We start from the raw sequence: 18,361 nt of genomic DNA, 5'->3' as shown, positions 1-18,361 counted from the left end.
GCACCCCCATTGCCTTTTTTCTTGAAAACACGAATACAACGATCACAGCCAATACCGAAAGCATGGATGATGCCGAGGTTAAAGGATCTGAGCTAAGTACTTTATTTGCGTCCTTCAACGAAGAAGTTCCCCACATGGAACAGGTCGAAAAAATGCGTGAGGAGTTCTTTGCAGCTCAGAGTCAAGGCGACCAGGCGACCATGGAAAGCATCATGGCCGATATGGAAACCATTATTGAGGAGCAACAGGCTTATTATCGCAATTTTGTAAAGGAAAACAGCGATAATGTGGTCGGTGCCTTTTTGGCCCTGAACATGGCCCAATCGCTTGAATTTGAAGAACTGGAAGAAATAACCACCAACCTTGAAGCCAATCTCAGCACACATCCTTACGTTGTTCAACTGAAGGAAATGATGGAGCCCATAAAAGCCCAAAAAGAAGCTGAAGCAGCCCTTAATGTGGGCAATGAAGCCCCCTTGTTTACGCTGCCCAACATGGAGGGAAGTGAGGTCAGTCTCGACGATTTTAAAGGAAAATATGTATTTGTTGATTTTTGGGCAGCATGGTGTCGTCCCTGTCGCGAAGAAAATCCCATTCTTAAAAGAGCTTACGATCGCTTTGGTGGAGAGAACTTCGAAATCGTGAGTGTATCTTTGGATCAAACGGCCGAAGCATGGCAACAGGCTGTGGCAGAGGATGAACTAAACTGGACGCTTCTGCGCGACTCTGCGGGCACTGTGGCCCAGACTTACGGGGTACAAAGTATTCCCAACACCTGGTTGTTGGACAAAGATGGTAAGATCATGCAAAAGCAGATAAGAGGTGAAGAACTCATCACGGTTCTGGAAGATCTTCTACAATAAATAGCCCACTTTATCAACTTTTTATAAAAAAGAGGCTGTCTGAAAAGACAGCCTCTTTTTTATAAATGCCCAATTGCTTTTATAAAGAAAATCATCTGTGTATTTTTGTAAAAACTTAAATAAGCCTTATGCATAACATTGATAGGGAAACCATCCAAAAATTAACACAAGAAATCTATAAGGACCTGCTTACTTACAGACGGCAGCTTCACCAAAATCCGGAATTGTCCTTTGAAGAAAATGAAACAGCCAGGTATATTTCCCAAATCCTCCGTAATCATGACATTCCTATCAGAGAGGGCATTGCCGGGACAGGCATCATTGCTACCATCCAGGGAGAAAGGGGGACAGGCAGAACGATTGCTCTGCGGGCCGACATGGACGCACTGCCCATAAGGGAGGCGACCGGACTGCCCTTTGCCTCTCAAAACAACGGGGTCATGCATGCTTGTGGGCACGACGCCCATTCTGCGTCCCTCCTGGGTACAGGAATCATTCTGAACCGCCTAAAAAAGCAATGGGGAGGCACCATCCTTTTAATATTTCAACCCGGCGAAGAAAAATTTCCAGGAGGTGCATCACTCATTCTGAAAGAAGGCGCCCTGAATCATCCCCGACCGGATCTCATCATTGGTCAGCACGTCCTGCCCGAAATGGCCAGCGGTAACGTGGGTTTTAAAAAAGGCATGTACATGGCCTCAGGAGATGAAGTCTATATAACCGTGAACGGGAAGGGTGGACACGCCGCCATGCCCCATACACTCAATGATACCATCCTGGCAGCCTCGCAGGTCATTGTCAATTTGCAGCAAATTGTGAGCAGAATTGTCCCTGCCAACATCCCCACCGTTCTTTCTTTCGGTCACATCGAGGGAAAGGGAGCCACCAACATTATCCCCGAAGAAGTAGCCATTGCCGGCACTTTACGGACCATGAATGAAGATTGGCGCAGTAGGATCAAAGATAAGATCCGGCACATAGCTGAGACCACTGCAGCGACTTATGGATGCAGGGCCGAAGTGGATATCAAGGACGGTTATCCCATGGTTCTCAACAATGAGGAGGTAACTGCCAGGGCACAGGAACTGGCCACCGAATATCTGGGCAAGGCACATGTCGAAACCATGGAAACCAGGATGACGGCAGAAGACTTTGGATTTTACAGTCAGGAATTCCCGGCGACCTTTTACCGTTTTGGCGTGCGCCAAAACGATGGAGAAACCGGGGCATTGCACACGCCCCGTTTCAATCTCAACGAGAAATCGTTGGAAACTTCCTGCGGATTAATGACATGGGTGGCCCTCAACATGCTACAACCCTGATTAATTGACAAATAGAACAACTATTGATCCCTTATATAATTTAAAACCCTTACAAATTGCTCAAAATAACCGCAAATGATTTTTTTAAATAAAAAATCCCTATAATTTTGTCCAATCGAATTACTAAAAACTAAAAGAAAATGGCATACGTAATTAATGATGATTGCATTGCATGCGGATCTTGCATCGACGAGTGTCCGGTTGACGCCATCAGCGAAGGTGATATTTATGTGATTGACGCCGAGGCTTGTACCGACTGTGGTGCATGTGCAGATGTTTGCCCCACAGAGGCCATCCATCCCGCATAAGCGAAAAAATAAAAAACCCGTCCCAACAGACGGGTTTTTTATTTTCCGATATCCTTTGGTTTCATTGGTGGCACCACCACCAAATCCAGCCTTACATCATGTGCCTCTGAAGGCACATCCTCAACCAACTGAAAAGAGAAACCAACGCCGATCTTAAAGGCCTTGGTCAATTGCGGCAAGAGTCGGTCGTAATAGGCTTTGCCATGCCCAATGCGACGGCCCTCCTCATCAAAAGCCACACCGGGCACAAGCACCAAATCAATATCCCCAAAGGCATTAAAAGCAGGGCCAACTGGCTCCATGATTCCAAAAGACGGCCCCGGCGCCAATGATGTTTCTCCCTGAAAGCGACGAATTTCGAGCGAATCGCCCTGCACCACCGGCAGCAAAAACACTTTTTCAGCTTGCCACTTATTCAGCAAACTACTTAAATCCAATTCTTTAAACATGGGCCAATAAGCCAGCACCGTTCGGGCCTGCTTAAAAACCGCCAAGGCCTCAATGGCTGCCACCACGTGCCGGCTTTCCTCCTGCATTTGCAACAAAGGGACTACGCTCTTCAAATAGGTAATGTGCTTTCGTAAAGCTTTCTTTTTTTGGATCATCTCCATTTTTCTCATTCTATTAAACGGAATTACAGGCAAACTCCCGCGCCATGAATTATGGTTGATAGCGGGCCGAGCGAAAAAATGCGTGGCCATCATTCATCTGCATTAAGGACGCTAAAGGAGTCTCAGGATGACGCTCCATATAGGCTTTCACAATTTGGTAACCCAAATAAATTCCGGTTCCACCTGGCGACTCCTCCCCAAAATAATAGGTAAAGGGACTTTTGCCCACAAAACGTTGCAAAGTCATGCGATCGTTCGAGAACAAATGCTTGTTTTCAACAATGGTGGACCACATGCGTTCTTCATTGTTCTCCACCCAAGACATTTGTTCGGTTGAAAAATCCAACAGAGTGGTATCCGGAATGTCCGGTATCAATTGTTTGACAAAGTAGCGCAATTGACCTTCATAAATCATCTGATTGAGCAAATCATCCACAGAATCGTTGTAGGCAAATTCGGTCATGGCCAAAGCCATCATTACATCCGGAACAACTTTTTCAGGCGACATTCTTCGCCGTAAATAAACGGGAATGGACAGCCATTCATAAAACAGGCAGCCGCGACCGAGGTATTTTTCCACACTTACCGATATCCAGGAGGAATCGACCACCACCGATTGATTAAATCCGGAAATATGCAGATAAACATCTGGGACTTCCGCTTCGGGAAAATAGTAGCGATAATACTTGAACGCACTTTCCAGTTCCTCTTCCAATGGGGCAGTATCACCAAAAACCAAACGACAGGTATCCAGGACTTCCTGATTGGGCTCATAGGACAGGAAAAACTGCATATTCTCAACAAAATCCTCATCCTCGGTTGACCCTGCAGCGATAACCCCCAAGCTGTAGGCTTCCAGGTACTGACCATACTTCGCTTTGAGGGCTTCGGCCTCCCCGGCAAAACTATCCGGGTGAATGGCAAAGAGGTCTTCGTAAAATGGAATCAACTCAAAATCCACATCCACATGGCTCACATCCGGGGCCTTTGATCCGCTCGAACAAGCCATGGTCATCAATAAAAGGGTAACAATGGATGATACAAAAACTAATTTCATCTGAGATTGATTTGATGGAGTGGCTTCCTGCCACATAGATTGAAAGAGCAATATTAGAAATATAGCACCGTTTTTGCAAGCAAAACGGGCGGTTTTCACTAAGTTTGTGTTCTGATAGAAAAGACAGGAACAATATTTGATGATTGACGCCTGCGTAAATATCCAAGCTAATTAATATAAAAAAAACAACACATGAGAAAGACAGCTCTGCTTATCCTCCTTTTCATATCCGCTCAACTATTAACGGCCCAGAGTGCCGGCGACTACCGTTTTTCTTTTGTTCTAACACCTCAAATTTCCTGGGTAAAATCAGACCATACCGACGTCGACAACAAGGGCTCCCAGTTCGGTTACAACTTCGGGATTATCATGGACCGCTTTTTTAGCCACAATTATGCCTTTTCAACGGGACTAACCATCAATACAACGGGCGGAAAACTGGCCTACCCCTCAGTGACAACCAATGGCACGGAGACTTTTTCTGCCATGAGTCAAACCTACCAATTGAAATACATTGAAATACCTCTGGGCTTAAAGCTCCGATCAGAAGATATGCACCGAACCAATATATACGGTCGCTTTGGTCTGTCGCCTCAAATAAACATTCAGGCGCAAAACAGCGGCGGCAAAAGCATCAATGAGGAGGTACGGCTTTTTGATTTGGGTTATCACCTGGGAGGCGGCATTGAATACTCCCTGGGTGGCCGCAATGCGCTCATGATCGGCGTACTCTTCAACAATGGATTCATGGATGTCACCGATCATGACTATTTTGATGACAAAGCCATTTTAAACAGGCTGGTCTTTGAGTTCGGCTTTATTTTTTAGTGTTTCTTAGCTGGCGCCACATTTTTTTTGTATTTTTGGGTGTTTTAGAACAGTGTTTTAGAACACGACTATAATATGGCAACAAACAAAAAATCAACAGTCCCGGAACCAACCATAAAAGACATTTCAATTGTTTACAGCGTATTGAGTGCCGAGGAGAGGGATTATCTGGACAGAAATCATACGGTTCTTAAATACAGAAAAAATCAGATTATTTACCAGGAAGGTGAAAATCCGAGCGGTTTGCTGTGCCTTGGATCAGGTAAAGTTAAAGTATTTACAGAAGGTGTTGGTGGACGGGACCAAATTGTAAGATTAGCCAAAGCGCCCGACTTTATCGGCTATAGGGCTTTGTTCGCCGGGGGGCCGCATATTGCTTCCGCAGTCGTTATTGAGCCCTGCATTATCTTTCATATCAGCAAGGAGGTTATTGAGCAGCTCATGCTTAAGAACAACCGCCTTTGCATGAATATCATTAAATCTTTTGCCTCGGAGTTGGGTTTTACCCGTTTCAGAACGGTTTCCTTGACCCAAAAACACATTCGGGGACGTCTGGCAGAAAGTCTCATGCTACTAAGAGATATCTACGGTTACGACGATGAGGAAGGCACTCTTAATATTAATTTATCCCGGGAAGATCTGGCGAACTTCTCCAACATGACCACATCCAATGCCATTCGAACCTTAACCACTTTCACCAAAGAAAAATTGATTGAAGTTGAAGGGCGGGTGATTAGAATCCTGGACGAAGAAAGCCTGGAAAGGATTTCCAAACTGGGTTAATCCATTTTCACAAGCATTCATTAACCCACCCCCCGATATTGAAACCTCATTCTTTAAAGTAGATCCGCTTCACCCGGCGACTGATACTGGTCAGTATTTCGTAGGGAATGGTGTCCAACTGATCAGCCAGGGCTACGATAGAAGGGACCTCTCCAAAAACAATGACTTCATCTCCTTCTGCCACACTCAATCCAGTCACATCTATCATACACATATCCATGCAGATATTTCCAACGATGGGGACCAAACGGTCCCCCACCCACATCTGTCCCACCCCATTGCTCAGGCGCCGATTGAGGCCATCGGCATAACCAATGGGCAAAACGGCAATCTGACCGCCTTCCTGAACCGTGCCACGTCTGCCATAACCAATGGTGGCACCCGCTTTCACCTGTTTTATCTGCGACACGTACGTTTTAAGCGTGGTCACATGCTTTAAATCCGGTTCTCCTACAGCGCTAACCCCATAGAGACCAATACCCAGACGCACCATATCGAATTGGTATTCAGGAAATCGTTCGATGCCGCCGGAGTTGAGAACATGACGCATGAAAGGATAATCCAGGCCGTCCCGGATCACCTTACAGGCGGCCTCAAATTGAACCAGTTGCCCGTGCGTGAAGCCATCGTGCTGCGCCTCATCGCTTCCGGCCAAATGGGAAAACACGGATTGCACCTTGAGTTCGGGCATCGCTTTTAAACGATCCATCAGGTCCGTCACCTCATCATCCATAAAACCCAAACGATGCATGCCTGTGTCCAGTTTCACATGAATGGGTTGTAGCTCATTTGTTTCCTTTTGTACCATCCGGTGATAGGCCTCCAGAATCCTGAAACTATAAATCTCCGGCTCCAACTGGTATTCCAGCATTTGTCCGAAACTCTTCACTTCCGGATTCATCACGATAATGGGCAGTGCAATCCCTGCCTGTCGCAATTCGACCCCCTCGTCGGCAAAGGCCACTCCCAAATAGTCGATTTTTTGATGCTGCAAGGCGCCTGCTATTTCAAAGAGGCCACTGCCATAACCAAAAGCCTTGACCATCGCCAGCGTTTTAACGCCCGGATTAAGTCGCCGCCTGAACACATTCAAATTGTTGGCCAGGGCATCCAGATCAATTTCGAGCACGGTGCTGTGTTGCTTCAGTTCCAGCTTCCCGACGATTCGCTCAAACCTGAAAGCACGTGCTCCCTTAATCAAAATCGCATCGTTACGAAAATTCATGGTCGGCAAAGCCTCTAAAAGCGCTTCCGTGGTTTTAAAAAACAAATCGCTTTCTCTGAAATGGCCGGCATATTTCTGTAAAACCTCTCCCACACCAATAAAGCGATCAATACCCTTTCCTCTTATCAGCTGAGCGACATGAGGGTAAAGGGCATCCGCCTCAAGACCGGTCTGAAACATGTCGGACAAGATTAAGGTCCGCAGACGACCATTTTTCCTTCCTTGTTGCTCCAAAAAACCCAAGGCGGTTTCCAGTGATGTAATATCGGAATTGTAACTATCGTTAATCAGCAAAGTTCCATGGACGCCTTCTTTTTGCTCCATACGCATGGCCACGGGTTGTAGAAGAGAAATTTGCCGTTGTACGACTTCAGCAGAAAAACCTTTAAAAAACATCACCAAAATAACGGGCAGCACATTTTCTATAGAAATGGCATCTCCAAAAGGAAGGTCGAAATGATACAATTCTCCCTTCCATTTCATCGTTAAATGCTTTTCCCCATTGCCTTCCTCACCAATGAGATTCAGATCCGCCTCCGGATGCCTCCCCCATGTCAAAAACTCCTTTTGTGGATAAGTGGTGGTTATTTGCTCATGGACCAAGGCATCATCCCGACCATAAAAGACGAGATCCACATGCCGGAAAAGACGCAATTTTTCAGCCAACTTCATTTCCGGGGATGAGAATTGTTGTTGATGGGCCGACCCCAGATTGGTAAAAAGCCCCAGTGTTGGCTGGATAATTTCACGAAGCCGCTCCATTTCACCGGGTTGACTAATACCGGCTTCAAAAATCCCTAAAGTGGTGTGTGCATCCATTTGCCAGACACTCAAAGGCACTCCGATCTGACTGTTGTAACTGCGTGGCGAACGGGTGATTTTCTCAGCAAAGGATAAGGCCTGACTCAGCCACTCCTTGACAATGGTTTTACCATTACTTCCGGTTATGGCCAAGACCGGCAATTGAAATTTCAAGCGATGAAAACGCCCCAGTTCCTGAAGGGCCTTCAGGGTATCGGGCACCTTTATAAAACCGGCATTTTTCAGCTTTAGGGGCACCTCAAAGTCCGTATGTACCACAAAAAACCGGATACCTTTCTCATAGGCTGCTGAAACATAGCGGTGCCCATCTTTATGGTCACTCTTTAAGGCAAAAAACAAACAACCGGAAGTCCCCACCAGCAAACGGGTATCAAACACCAGACGATCCACATTTCCGTCGGCATCCGACACCAAATCTCCGCCAATAACTTCGGCAATTTCCTTAAATGTGTACATAAACCCTAAAGTTTTCAATATTCTTTATGCTTTTGACCCATCCCGTTTTTTCAGTAACTGATAACAACCGCGGCAAACGGCCTGATAGGATTCTGAGGCGCCAACCTCTACCAGCTTATCACTGATCTTGGTACGATAAGAAAACTGCGCCAAATCACCACATTCCATGCATATGGCATGTACCTTGGTAACGTATTCCGCCGTGGCCATTAAGCCCGGCATGGGACCGAAGGGTTTCCCCTTAAAATCCATGTCCAGTCCGGCCACAATCACGCGAATCCCCTGCGAAGCCAAGGTATTACAGACCTCTATCAAGCCATTATCAAAGAACTGGGCCTCATCGATCCCTACCACATCACTGCCGCCACTCAGCAGCAAAATATTTCCGGAACTGTTTACGGGGGTACATCGGATGCTGTTGGCGTCATGAGATACGACTTCCAGTTCACTGTAACGCTGATCAACAACCGGTTTGAATATCTCCACATTCATTTGAGCAATGCGCGCCCGCTTGAGCCGCCGCAACAATTCTTCCGTTTTTCCGGAGAACATGGATCCGGCAATTACTTCGACCCAACCCTGTCGCTTATTCTTATCAATTCTATTTTCCAAAAACATATTTCATGATCCTATAGCCCGTAATAAAATATAATAAATTTGACCGAATTGTTACATTTCAATCACTACCTTTGCAAAGGTAAAGAAAAAAGGTTGTTAATAAGTCACTATGGAAAAGGAAGCACTTCTTACGATCATCCTACAAGATATCAAAGAGTTAGAAACCCTGGTTACTACTTTCAAAGGGAAAAGCCAAATCCCCGATGTATTTATCCAATTGTCCAAAAGCAAAACACAGGGCATTTTGGATGAAATCCAGCTTTTAGCCTCCATCAAAGAAACTCCGGTTGTCCCCGTACCGTCTGTAACCCCCGAAAAGCCAGCAGCAAAACCGCCGGAAGCAGAGTTATCCGTAGAGGAAGTCGTAGAAAAACCGACTGTTACCGAACCTGAAAAGGTGGTAGTGGAGAAAACCCCGGAACCGAGCGCGGACAAACCCCGGGAACCAGAGAAAAAAACGTTGGAACCAGCCGTTACCGTGACGCCAAAAAACAGCAACAACGCGACCGTCATTGGCGAACTGTTGGGTAAGAACAAGCCTTCCTTCAACGAAAGGCTGGCAGAAAAACAAGAGCCGGTCCATTCTAAGTCGCACCCTCCCATCGATGACTTAAGAAAAGCCATAGGCATCAACGACCGTTTCTTTTTCCAGCGTGAGTTGTTCGGCGGCAATACTGAACTCTTTAACCAGACCATTGATCAACTCAATGGTTTGAACAACATGGAGGCGGCTTCGGCCTTCATTTCTGCCAATTTCAACTGGAACCCTCAGAATGAAGCCGTCACCAGTTTTATGGCTTTATTGAAGCGACGCTTTGCCAACCAATAAATCCCCACTATGGGCAAATTAATATTGGTTCCAACACCTATCGGGAACCTCGAAGACATCACACTGCGCGCCTTGCGAATGTTGCGGGAAGCGGATTTTATACTGGCGGAAGACACCCGAACCACCGGATTTCTTCTGAAGCACTTTGAAATAGAAACCCGTATGGTTTCGCACCACAAATTTAACGAGCATGCCACCGTTGAGCGGGTCACTTCCCGGATCCAGGCAGGAGAAACAGCAGCCATGGTTACCGATGCAGGTACACCGGGCATTTCAGATCCCGGCTATCTTTTGGTGGCCCATTGCATTGAAGCCGGCATTACGGTGGAATGCCTGCCCGGCGCCGCTGCCCTTATTCCTGCCATTGCTGCTGCCGGACTGCCCAACGATCGCTTTTGCTTTGAAGGTTTTTTACCCCCCAAAAAAGGACGCCAGAAAAAATTCTTATCCCTTCAGGAAGAGTCCAGAACCATGATTTTTTACGAATCACCCCACCGGCTGGTCAAAACCCTGCAACAATGCGTGGACTTCTTTGCTTCAGACAGAAAAGCGGCTGTTTGTCGTGAACTGACCAAACTGCACGAGGAAATCAGGCGAGGCACCGTGGAAGAATTGGCCGCCTGGTACACGGAACATCCCCCTAAAGGTGAAATTGTTTTAGTTGTAGAAGGCAAAAAAGATTCCTAACTTTGGAATAGTTGAATTTACCCCATATTTTCAATTTCAGTGACCATCTCAATTAATTATTAAGTCACAATTTAAATGCATGGTAAAATGAAAAATTTAGCATTTTTACTGTTGTTGCCATTGGTATTATGGCAATGCAATCCGGGGCCCTCAAAAACAGAGTTGCGTCAAATGAACGACTCTCTTTTAATGGAAACAGCCCAAAAAGAAATTCAGTTGAACCAGTTTGTGGAAACCATGGGGGAAATTGAAGAAAACATCCGCCTCATTAAAGAGAAGGAACAGATTATTTCGATGCAGGCCGAATCAGGTGACACCAGAGGACGGGCCGGCGAACAAATCAATGAGGACATTCAGTTGATTTACGATCTGATGGTTCAAAACAAGGATCGCATCAAGGAGCTCGAAAGCCAAATGAAAAACTCCGGGGTGGACAATTCCAGGTTGAGCAAGTTAGTGGCCGGTCTCAACCAGCAACTGCAAAACCAGTCGGAAGAAATCATTGCCTTGCAGGACCAGCTGGAACAACGGGATGTGCACATCACCCACCTATCCAACGAACTATTTGGTCTGAACTACGAACTTGACTCCATCAGGAAGGTAACGGAAGCTACCAGAAGTCAGCTGGACATGACCACCGACGAGTACAACACAGCCTGGTTTGCCATCGGCACCCGCAGGGAATTGCGCGAAAAAAACATACTGACCCGTGAGGGATTCCTGTTCTTTGGCAGCACCCATGTACTGAAGGAGGATTTCGACAAACAATACTTCAACCAGATCGATATTCGCGAAAAAGAGGAATTCCCTCTTTATTCGGACAAAGCAGAAGTGTTAACCGCACATCCTGCCGATTCTTATGAGTTGACTGCCGGGGAAGACGAAATGCTGATATTGGTGATCACCGACAAACGTCAGTTCTGGAGCATCTCTAAATACCTGGTGGTGCAGGCCAACTAATCGTTACAGGCATCGACCTCTTAAAAATGAACCATCGAAAATTCTTGTCAAACAGGGCCAAAAAGAGACCTTATCCTAAAGAATTTTTGCTACAATCACATCAGCCATGAGTTTTGCTGATTTACGCCAAAGGCAACTTTCTGTGTAAGTCGGTAAGATTCATGGTTGATACGTTTAAATCGTCCATCCACATGCGTCCATACAAACATCTCTTTTTCGATCTCGATCATACCCTATGGGACTTTGCGGCCAATGAGCAATTAACACTGACCGATTTGTATAACAACTACAGTCTGGGGGGGCATTTTGAAAGTTTTGAGGTCTTCTTTCAAAGCTACCAACCCATCAATGCCGATTTGTGGATTAAGTACCGGCTTGGCCAAATAAAAAAGGCAGAGCTGAACATTGGCAGATTTCACCATACCTTCTTGACGGCCGGCCTCGACCAATTAGAATTGGCCGAAAAATTCGCCCATGATTTTGTGGCTTTCAACTCACAAAAAGAGACGGTAATGCCGCACACTTTTGAGTTGCTCGACTACCTGAAACCCCATTACCACATGCACATTATAACCAATGGATTTGTGGAGGCCCAAAAAGTAAAGATGGAGGTGAGTGGCCTCCGGCCCTATTTTCAAAAATTGTTTATCTCTGAAGAGGTGGGTGCGCAAAAACCCAAAGTGGCTTTTTTTGAAAAGGCCATAAAAAGTTGTAATGCTCGAAAAAAGGAGAGTTTAGTTATTGGTGACAGTCTGGAAATCGATATACAGGGGGCGAAAAACTTTGGCCTGGACCATGTATTCTTTAATCCCCATCGAACACCACACGCTGAAAAGGTCTTTAAGGAAATCCATTCGCTCAAAGAACTCATTGGCTGGCTTTAGAAATCGGCATCCCGCTCAAAGCTGCTACCCAGATTCAGATTATTGCCAAATTGACCTTGCGCAGGGGCACCTGGGGACAAAGATTCGTTCATTTTTGAACCCAGGGTCATGGGTACAGCCGCCTCTTCCATGCCAAAGCCACCACCGAAACCTTCGTCAACAATATCTTCAAAACGAATGGCTTCCGGGCGGAAACGAAGTCGCACATCTCCTGTGGCCCCATTTCTGTGCTTGGCTACAATAATTTCGGCCAGGCCAATTAAACTGTTTCCCTGCTCATCCTCTGTAATTTTATAGTATTCCGGGCGGTGTATGAACAAAACCATATCCGCATCCTGCTCAATGGCACCCGATTCCCGCAAATCGGACAATTGCGGACGCTTCCCTTCTCCCGTGCGGCTCTCGACCGCCCGACTCAACTGTGACAGCGCCAGAATAGGCACATTCAATTCTTTGGCCAACCCTTTAAGAGATCGGGAGATCATACTCACCTCTTCCTGACGGTTACCGGGATTCATACCGCTGGCATTCATCAATTGAAGGTAGTCAATGATGATGATTTTGATATCGTGTTGCTTTTTGAGGCGTCGCGCTTTAGCGCGCAACTCAAAGACGGATAGTCCGGCCGTATCATCACAAACAAGGGGGCATCAATCAGGGACTTTATTTTATGGTCGAGCTGCTCCCACTCATAGGGTTCCAGTCTGCCATTTTTAATTTTATCGGCATTCAGTTCCGTCTCCGACACGATCAGACGATTCACCAGCTGCACATTGGCCATCTCCAAAGAAAAAACGGCCACTCCTTGCTTGTACTTCACCGCCATGTTACGCGCCATGGAAAGCACAAAAGCGGTTTTACCCATGGCCGGGCGCGCAGCAATAACCACCATGTCAGAAGCCTGCCAGCCCGAGGTAATACGATCCAACTCGGTAAAACCACTGGGCACACCACTCAAACCATCGGTCCGCTGACTCGCTTTTTTGATGTTTTCAATGGCTTCAGAAATCACCGGATTGATCTGCACCGCATCCCGCTTCATACTGCCCTGCGACAGCATAAACAACGAGTTCTCAGCCTCTTCCAGCAGGTCGTTCACATCCTCGGTGTCATCAAAAGCCTTGGTTTGGATCACACCTGAAATGCGAATCATTTCACGCTGCAGAAATTTCTGATAAATGATGCGGGAGTGATACTCAATATGCGCCGCAGAGGCCACACGACCTGTCAACTGGGTAATATAAAAAGCCCCCCCCACTTCGTCGAGTTTGGACATGCGCCGCAACTCTTCAGTAACGGTGAGTATGTCGACCGGTTGTTCCCGACTAAACAGATTGGTGATGGCTTCAAAAATATGCTGATGTGCCTCTTTATAAAAACAATCTGATTTTAAAATTTCAGAAACGTTGATAAAAGCGTCCTTCTCCAAAAGCATGGCACCCAAAACAGCCTCCTCCAACTCCAAGGCCTGAGGGGGCATTTTACCCACGCCTAAATCAACTGGGTCTGCTTTCTTTCTGGTATTGTTATAACGCTTTTCGGCCATTTTCTGTGTCGTATTTTTTGCGGAAGACAAAGGTAACAAAAACTCCCTTGCCTAAAAACACTTCCCCTATTCGTCCATTAATTAGTCAGGCTTCTAACAGGATATTAACAACTTTTTCAACAGCGCTAACAACTCATATTCAAAACCGAGCACCTTTTATCAACAAATAAAACCGTGAAAGTTATTAACATGGTTGGCCAAACAAAAGGTGCTCAAAAAATAATGAAACAAAGTTCGACCTATTCAATTAACAGGATAATTGCTTTTCTTTGCAGAAAAGAAAGCGAAAATGATTGTATTTCCCAATGCCAAAATCAATTTAGGGCTGTTGGTCACCTCCAAAAGACCGGATGGCTACCACAATATTGAAACCATTTTCCACCCGGTGCATCAACTGTGCGACATTCTGGAAGTGATTGACAATGATGAAAAAGAGGATGTCTTCAGCACCTCCGGACTGGTCATTGATGGTCCGGCATCTGACAACCTCATTCTTAAGGCGCTGGCGCTTATTAGGGAGTGCGCGCCCCTTCCGCCACTAAAAATTCATTTGCACAAGAAAATCCCCTTTGGCGCAGGATTGGGAGGTGGCTCCGCCGATGCCTCCTTCATGCTCAAGCTTTTAAATGAGCAATACCACTTGAATTTAAGCACCCGCACACTTGAATTAATGGCGGCCCGACTGGGAGCTGATTGTCCCGTATTTATTGAAAACAAGCCGGTATTGGCCAGGGGAATTGGCAATGAATTCTCACCAATAAATCTATCCCTCAGCCACCTTTGGTTGCAGATTGTGATACCACCCATACATGTGCCCACAGCACATGCCTACAGCAACATTTCGCCTTTCCAACCGGAGTCCTCACTGGAAGATCTGTTATCCCGCCCCATTGAAAATTGGAAAGCAACCCTGAAAAATGATTTTGAAAGCTCTGTATTCGAAAGGTATCCGGAAATTATGGCCATCAAAGAACACTTATACAACCAGGGCGCTTTGTATGCAGCCATGTCGGGCAGCGGATCCGCCGTATTTGGCCTATTCAAAAACAAGCCAGAGACCGAATGGGCGGACAATTATGTGATCCACACAGAGCAACTATAAATCAGTCTGGCCTCGGTATGGTGAAGCAAAACGAGCTGCCCTCACCCAACTTGCTGGTCACATGGAGGTGACCGCCATTGCGGACAATAAACTCCTGACAGAGCACAAGGCCCAATCCGGAGCCCTTTTCCCCATCGGTTCCTTTTTGGGAATAACCAGCGCCCGAATGAAGTATTTTTTCTATATCCGTCTCGCTCATGCCCGTTCCCGTATCGGCCACACAAACCTCCACCCCGTCCTTATGCGCTTTGGTCGTCACAGTGACCACTCCGCCCCTTGGGGTAAACTTAACGGCATTAATGATTAAATTACGAAGTACCGTGCGCATCATATTCTCATCGCCAAAAACTTCAAAATTTTTACAATCACGATCATCGATGCGAATCTCTTTTTTGATGGCGGTCTCCCTGACAAGTCCCACATTATCTTTAATCACCTCCTGCAATTGAAAAACCCCGGGCACAAACTGAATCTCGTTGGTTTGTGAGCGGGCCCAGTACAATAGATTTTCCAGCAAATTAAACACCAAAAGAGATGCATCATTCACGTAGCGGGCATAGGATTTCACCTGCTCCTTATCATCCTCCTCACTGATCTCTGTCAGCAACGAAGAAAAACCCATTATGGTATTAAAGGGGGCACGCAAATCATGGGCAATGATCGAAAACAATTTGTCCTTGGTTTTGATATGCTTTACCAGCTCCTGATTGCTTTTCTGTAAATTTTCTGCCTGACTTTCCAACTCCTCTGCCTGTTCAACAATCAGCCTCTGTCGCTCCTCCAGAACCTGATTAACACGATCCAACTCCTCAGCCCGATCCTTCAAAATTTTATTGCTATTTCTTAAACGGGCGGTTTGGTCGGACACCTGACTCAGCAGCAGCCTTTTTTGTCTTCTTAAACGGGCCGTTCTTAATCTAAAGATGCCATATACCAACAACACCAGCACCACCAGAAAACTTGTTAAAAACCATATACTGAACCACCAGGGTGGCAAAATTCGAATGTCTATGGAAATCCCTTCTTCATTCCAAACGCCATCATTGTTAGCCGCTTTCACTCTAAAAGTATACCTTCCGGGATTCAGATTGGTGTAGGAAGCCGACCGGTCCTTCCCCAAATAAACCCAATCGTCATCAAAACCTTCCATCTGACAGGCGTACTGGTTACGCTCCGGATTAATAAAATTCAAGGCAATAAAATCGAAGGTGAAAAAATTCTGATCATAGGCCAGGGTAATTTCATCTACGGTGTTTATTTCACCCGCAAGCACACTCCCTTCACCATAATGAACAATCGGTTCATTGAAGAGCTTAAATCGCGAAAATCGCACAACAGGAGGCACTTCATTAAAAACAAGCTTTTCCGGATTGAAGGAATTGACCCCCTTGCTTCCGGCAAAAAACAAGATTTCTTTGCCATTAAAATAGGAGGCCCGCAAATTAAATCCCAGACCTTGCAATCCATCCTCTTCATCAAAACGAAACAGATGTTTGGTGGAAACCTCCAATCGATACAATCCCCCCATGGTGCTGAACCAAATAAATCCGTTTTGATCCTCTTCTATGGCAGCAATGAAATTATTATTCGCTTCGGAATCGTAACGGACAAAAGAATCAGAGGAATCATCATACAAATAAAGACCATTGTTGGTACCAATCCACAGTCGGTTTTGACTGTCCTCAAACAAACAGATGATCTGATTGCCCTGCAAGGCACCTTCCCTGCCGAATTGGGCCATATAATGATCAAAACGAGTCGACCCGGGATCCAGGTGATTGAGACCGTAGGCCGTTCCTGCCCATAGCCGTCCCCTGGAATCGATCAGCACATCATGAACCCAATCAGAAGTTAATCCGGCATTCTTTTCATTGTAATTGGTAAACATACCGGTTGTCTGATCAAAGTGGTCCACACCTCCCCCGTGCAATCCCAACCATAAATTGCCCAGAGAATCTTCGCTGATACTGCGGACATCATTATGGGAAATGGAAGGTTTGTTAAATGATTTTCGCCAGGACTGAAACTTCCCGGCTGCTTCATCAAACAGATGCAATCCACCGGCATGTGTCCCCACCCACATTTGCTGACGACTATCTCTGTAGAGGGAAAGCACACTTCCCCGTCCCAAGGATTCCGGCGTATCATTGTCTCTGGAAGGGTAATGAACCATCCTTTGGTCCTCCCACAGAAAAACATCTAAACCCCCATTAAAACTCCCCAACCAAAGCTGGCCTTTAGCGTCTTCATGAACCGATGAGATGTTCTGATTGGTGGTATGCCAATAAAATCGATCAGAGGTATTGTAGGTCTGGAAGCCCCTTGGCATGGTACTAAGATGTACCCCATCGCCATTGTGAAAGGTGTAAATATTGCCCTGTTGGTCCTGAAAAACACCATTTAAGTTATTGGGAAGTGAATGGGGCACCTGGGGATCGTGATAATAGGAGGCGAACTGCTCAGTGGCTGACTGATACATTTTCAGTCCGCTGTAATCGCAGGTCCAGAGACGATTGTCCCGATCGGTATAAAGATCAAAAAAGAAACGTTCGCCCCCTCCCCCGAAAAAAATTTCTATTTCCTTGGTGGAGGTATCCAAACGTGCCAGTCCGCTCTCCTCAATGGCCATCCAAATATATCCTTCGGCCATGGTCATATCCATCACCATAAAATCGGCTTCCTCGGGCTGAAACGCTTCCACGAAACGCTGGTAACTCGTGGTGTCCCGGATGTCCGGGTAATGGGTGACACCTCCACCCTCAAAGTGACCCAACCACCAGTTATTATCCGCATCTATCAGCAGGCTGGAAATAAATCCAAAAGGAGATTGAATGACCGGCACAAAAGATTGGGTAGCCTCTTCAAACCTATAAATAAAATCACTGGAGCCGACCACCAAAGCGCCTTGATCATCCACCTGCATAAAATTTAGATAAACACTGCCCAATCCTTTAAGTGCTTGCTCTGAGGCCACCACTTCAAAAAAATCCTTTCGGGGATTGTAAACAGAAATTCCATAAGGGGTTGAAATCCAGATACGGTTGTGATGATCCACTACCAGATGATCAATCTGATTGCCAATAAGCCCCATTTCCGACCCACCATTAAAGGTTTTATAGGCTTTAACATCCTGCCCATCAAAACGATTCAATCCATCCTGAGTGCCTATCCATATATAACCGTCCTGATCCTGGGCCATGCAGGTGATGTAGTGACTGGACAATTGATTAAAGCCCGCCAATCTGGAAAACGACAAATCAGGCTCTGAGCAATTAAGTCTGTCAGACCCCAAAAAAGCAACAACAATGACACTATCCCTCTCCTCAACTTCACATAAACAGGCTTTGGTAACCAATATTCTCCTTTTATACTGTATTAACCCGAAAATGTTTTATGAAATGCGACAATTATTCACATTTATTACAAAACAGCTTTCGCGGAGTCCCAGTCCATCCGCTAA

The 18,361-nt window shown here is 46.0% G+C and carries 15 protein-coding genes and 1 pseudogene; 10 read left to right on the top strand and 6 right to left on the bottom strand.

The features are described 5' to 3' along the window. The 3 genes from JCM15548_RS01380 to fdxA form a co-directional block, all read left to right on the top strand. Nucleotides 1-863 (top strand): peroxiredoxin family protein (locus tag JCM15548_RS01380; protein WP_062122094.1); only part of this gene is annotated, 863 nt, incomplete at its 5' end. 128 nt (nucleotides 864-991) lie between these two features. Continuing rightward, nucleotides 992-2,185: a M20 metallopeptidase family protein gene (locus JCM15548_RS01375; RefSeq protein WP_062122093.1), complete on the top strand. Its 1,194-nt coding sequence runs from the start codon at nucleotides 992-994 to the stop codon at nucleotides 2,183-2,185. 140 nt (nucleotides 2,186-2,325) lie between these two features. Then, entirely contained in the window at nucleotides 2,326-2,493 is a 168-nt protein-coding gene (fdxA, locus tag JCM15548_RS01370) for a 4Fe-4S ferredoxin (RefSeq protein ID WP_062122092.1), read from the top strand. Nucleotides 2,494-2,531: 38 nt separating this feature from the next. On the opposite strand, the gene JCM15548_RS01365 is transcribed toward fdxA, so the two are convergent. Together JCM15548_RS01365 and gldB are read right to left on the bottom strand one after the other, a co-directional pair. Beyond that, nucleotides 2,532-3,104, bottom strand: a complete 573-nt coding sequence (locus JCM15548_RS01365; protein WP_162198157.1) for a 5-formyltetrahydrofolate cyclo-ligase — start codon at nucleotides 3,102-3,104, stop codon at nucleotides 2,532-2,534. Between the two features lie 49 nt (nucleotides 3,105-3,153). Next, nucleotides 3,154-4,161, bottom strand: a complete 1,008-nt coding sequence (gldB, locus tag JCM15548_RS01360; protein ID WP_062122112.1) for a gliding motility lipoprotein GldB — start codon at nucleotides 4,159-4,161, stop codon at nucleotides 3,154-3,156. Between the two features lie 192 nt (nucleotides 4,162-4,353). On the opposite strand from gldB, the gene JCM15548_RS01355 reads away from it, so the two are divergent. Both JCM15548_RS01355 and JCM15548_RS01350 read left to right on the top strand, forming a co-directional pair. Next, the gene (locus tag JCM15548_RS01355) at nucleotides 4,354-4,989 is read left to right on the top strand and encodes a porin family protein (protein WP_062122090.1); all 636 of its coding nucleotides are present in this window, start codon (nucleotides 4,354-4,356) and stop codon (nucleotides 4,987-4,989) included. 75 nt (nucleotides 4,990-5,064) lie between these two features. Continuing rightward, nucleotides 5,065-5,772, top strand: a complete 708-nt coding sequence (locus JCM15548_RS01350; protein ID WP_062122089.1) for a Crp/Fnr family transcriptional regulator — start codon at nucleotides 5,065-5,067, stop codon at nucleotides 5,770-5,772. 46 nt (nucleotides 5,773-5,818) lie between these two features. Here the strand turns inward: JCM15548_RS01350 and JCM15548_RS01345 are convergent, their stop codons facing one another. Next, nucleotides 5,819-8,275: a bifunctional UDP-N-acetylmuramoyl-tripeptide:D-alanyl-D-alanine ligase/alanine racemase gene (locus JCM15548_RS01345; RefSeq protein ID WP_062122088.1), complete on the bottom strand. Its 2,457-nt coding sequence runs from the start codon at nucleotides 8,273-8,275 to the stop codon at nucleotides 5,819-5,821. 24 nt (nucleotides 8,276-8,299) lie between these two features. Then, nucleotides 8,300-8,893 (bottom strand): thymidine kinase, encoded by a 594-nt coding sequence (locus tag JCM15548_RS01340; RefSeq protein WP_062122087.1) that lies wholly within the window; start codon nucleotides 8,891-8,893, stop codon nucleotides 8,300-8,302. Nucleotides 8,894-9,002: 109 nt separating this feature from the next. Here JCM15548_RS01340 and JCM15548_RS01335 point away from each other — a divergent pair, with 109 nt between their 5' ends. From JCM15548_RS01335 to JCM15548_RS01320, 4 genes are all read left to right on the top strand, one after another. Beyond that, on the top strand, nucleotides 9,003-9,722 hold the full coding sequence (locus tag JCM15548_RS01335; RefSeq protein WP_062122086.1) for a DUF8457 domain-containing protein: 720 nt from the start codon (nucleotides 9,003-9,005) through the stop codon (nucleotides 9,720-9,722). 9 nt (nucleotides 9,723-9,731) lie between these two features. Further along, complete coding sequence (gene rsmI, locus JCM15548_RS01330; protein ID WP_062122085.1) at nucleotides 9,732-10,409, top strand: 16S rRNA (cytidine(1402)-2'-O)-methyltransferase; 678 nt, start codon at nucleotides 9,732-9,734, stop codon at nucleotides 10,407-10,409. Between the two features lie 87 nt (nucleotides 10,410-10,496). Continuing rightward, the gene (locus tag JCM15548_RS01325) at nucleotides 10,497-11,369 is read left to right on the top strand and encodes a Cbp1 family collagen-binding glycoprotein adhesin (RefSeq protein ID WP_227625303.1); all 873 of its coding nucleotides are present in this window, start codon (nucleotides 10,497-10,499) and stop codon (nucleotides 11,367-11,369) included. Nucleotides 11,370-11,560: 191 nt separating this feature from the next. After that, the gene (locus JCM15548_RS01320; protein WP_062122111.1) at nucleotides 11,561-12,253 is read left to right on the top strand and encodes a YjjG family noncanonical pyrimidine nucleotidase; all 693 of its coding nucleotides are present in this window, start codon (nucleotides 11,561-11,563) and stop codon (nucleotides 12,251-12,253) included. On the opposite strand, the pseudogene dnaB reads toward JCM15548_RS01320, so the two are convergent. Further along, a pseudogene (gene dnaB / locus JCM15548_RS01315) lies at nucleotides 12,250-13,688 on the bottom strand (replicative DNA helicase). The gene JCM15548_RS01320 and the pseudogene dnaB sit on opposite strands and share 4 nt — an antisense overlap. Before the next feature lie 400 nt (nucleotides 13,689-14,088). On the opposite strand from dnaB, the gene ispE reads away from it, so the two are divergent. Next, nucleotides 14,089-14,901 (top strand): 4-(cytidine 5'-diphospho)-2-C-methyl-D-erythritol kinase, encoded by an 813-nt coding sequence (ispE, locus tag JCM15548_RS01310; protein WP_062122083.1) that lies wholly within the window; start codon nucleotides 14,089-14,091, stop codon nucleotides 14,899-14,901. Nucleotide 14,902: 1 nt separating this feature from the next. On the opposite strand, the gene JCM15548_RS01305 is transcribed toward ispE, so the two are convergent. Next, nucleotides 14,903-18,256 carry a sensor histidine kinase gene (locus JCM15548_RS01305; protein ID WP_062122082.1) on the bottom strand — a complete coding sequence of 1,118 codons (3,354 nt, stop codon included), beginning with the start codon at nucleotides 18,254-18,256 and terminating at the stop codon, nucleotides 14,903-14,905. Nucleotides 18,257-18,361 lie beyond the last annotated feature (105 nt).

This window comes from Geofilum rubicundum JCM 15548 (genome assembly GCF_000974365.1).
In the GTDB taxonomy this organism is placed as follows: domain Bacteria; phylum Bacteroidota; class Bacteroidia; order Bacteroidales; family Marinilabiliaceae; genus Geofilum; species Geofilum rubicundum.
The sequence above is the reverse complement of the archived record's forward strand: the minus strand, read 5'-3'. Positions and strand labels throughout refer to the sequence as shown.

Bases quoted from the DNA above. Each gene is read 5' to 3' on its own strand.
- fdxA (WP_062122092.1), top strand. From the start codon at position 2,326: ATGGCATACGTAATTAATGATGATTGCATTGCATGCGGATCTTGCATC.
- rsmI (WP_062122085.1), top strand. From the start codon at position 9,732: ATGGGCAAATTAATATTGGTTCCAACACCTATCGGGAACCTCGAAGAC.
- JCM15548_RS01345 (WP_062122088.1), bottom strand. From the start codon at position 8,275: ATGTACACATTTAAGGAAATTGCCGAAGTTATTGGCGGAGATTTGGTG.
- JCM15548_RS01325 (WP_227625303.1), top strand. From the start codon at position 10,497: ATGAAAAATTTAGCATTTTTACTGTTGTTGCCATTGGTATTATGGCAA.
- ispE (WP_062122083.1), top strand. From the start codon at position 14,089: ATGATTGTATTTCCCAATGCCAAAATCAATTTAGGGCTGTTGGTCACC.
- JCM15548_RS01365 (WP_162198157.1), bottom strand. From the start codon at position 3,104: ATGGAGATGATCCAAAAAAAGAAAGCTTTACGAAAGCACATTACCTAT.
- JCM15548_RS01350 (WP_062122089.1), top strand. From the start codon at position 5,065: ATGGCAACAAACAAAAAATCAACAGTCCCGGAACCAACCATAAAAGAC.
- gldB (WP_062122112.1), bottom strand. From the start codon at position 4,161: ATGAAATTAGTTTTTGTATCATCCATTGTTACCCTTTTATTGATGACC.
- JCM15548_RS01335 (WP_062122086.1), top strand. From the start codon at position 9,003: ATGGAAAAGGAAGCACTTCTTACGATCATCCTACAAGATATCAAAGAG.
- JCM15548_RS01375 (WP_062122093.1), top strand. From the start codon at position 992: ATGCATAACATTGATAGGGAAACCATCCAAAAATTAACACAAGAAATC.
- JCM15548_RS01340 (WP_062122087.1), bottom strand. From the start codon at position 8,893: ATGTTTTTGGAAAATAGAATTGATAAGAATAAGCGACAGGGTTGGGTC.
- JCM15548_RS01355 (WP_062122090.1), top strand. From the start codon at position 4,354: ATGAGAAAGACAGCTCTGCTTATCCTCCTTTTCATATCCGCTCAACTA.
- JCM15548_RS01320 (WP_062122111.1), top strand. From the start codon at position 11,561: ATGCGTCCATACAAACATCTCTTTTTCGATCTCGATCATACCCTATGG.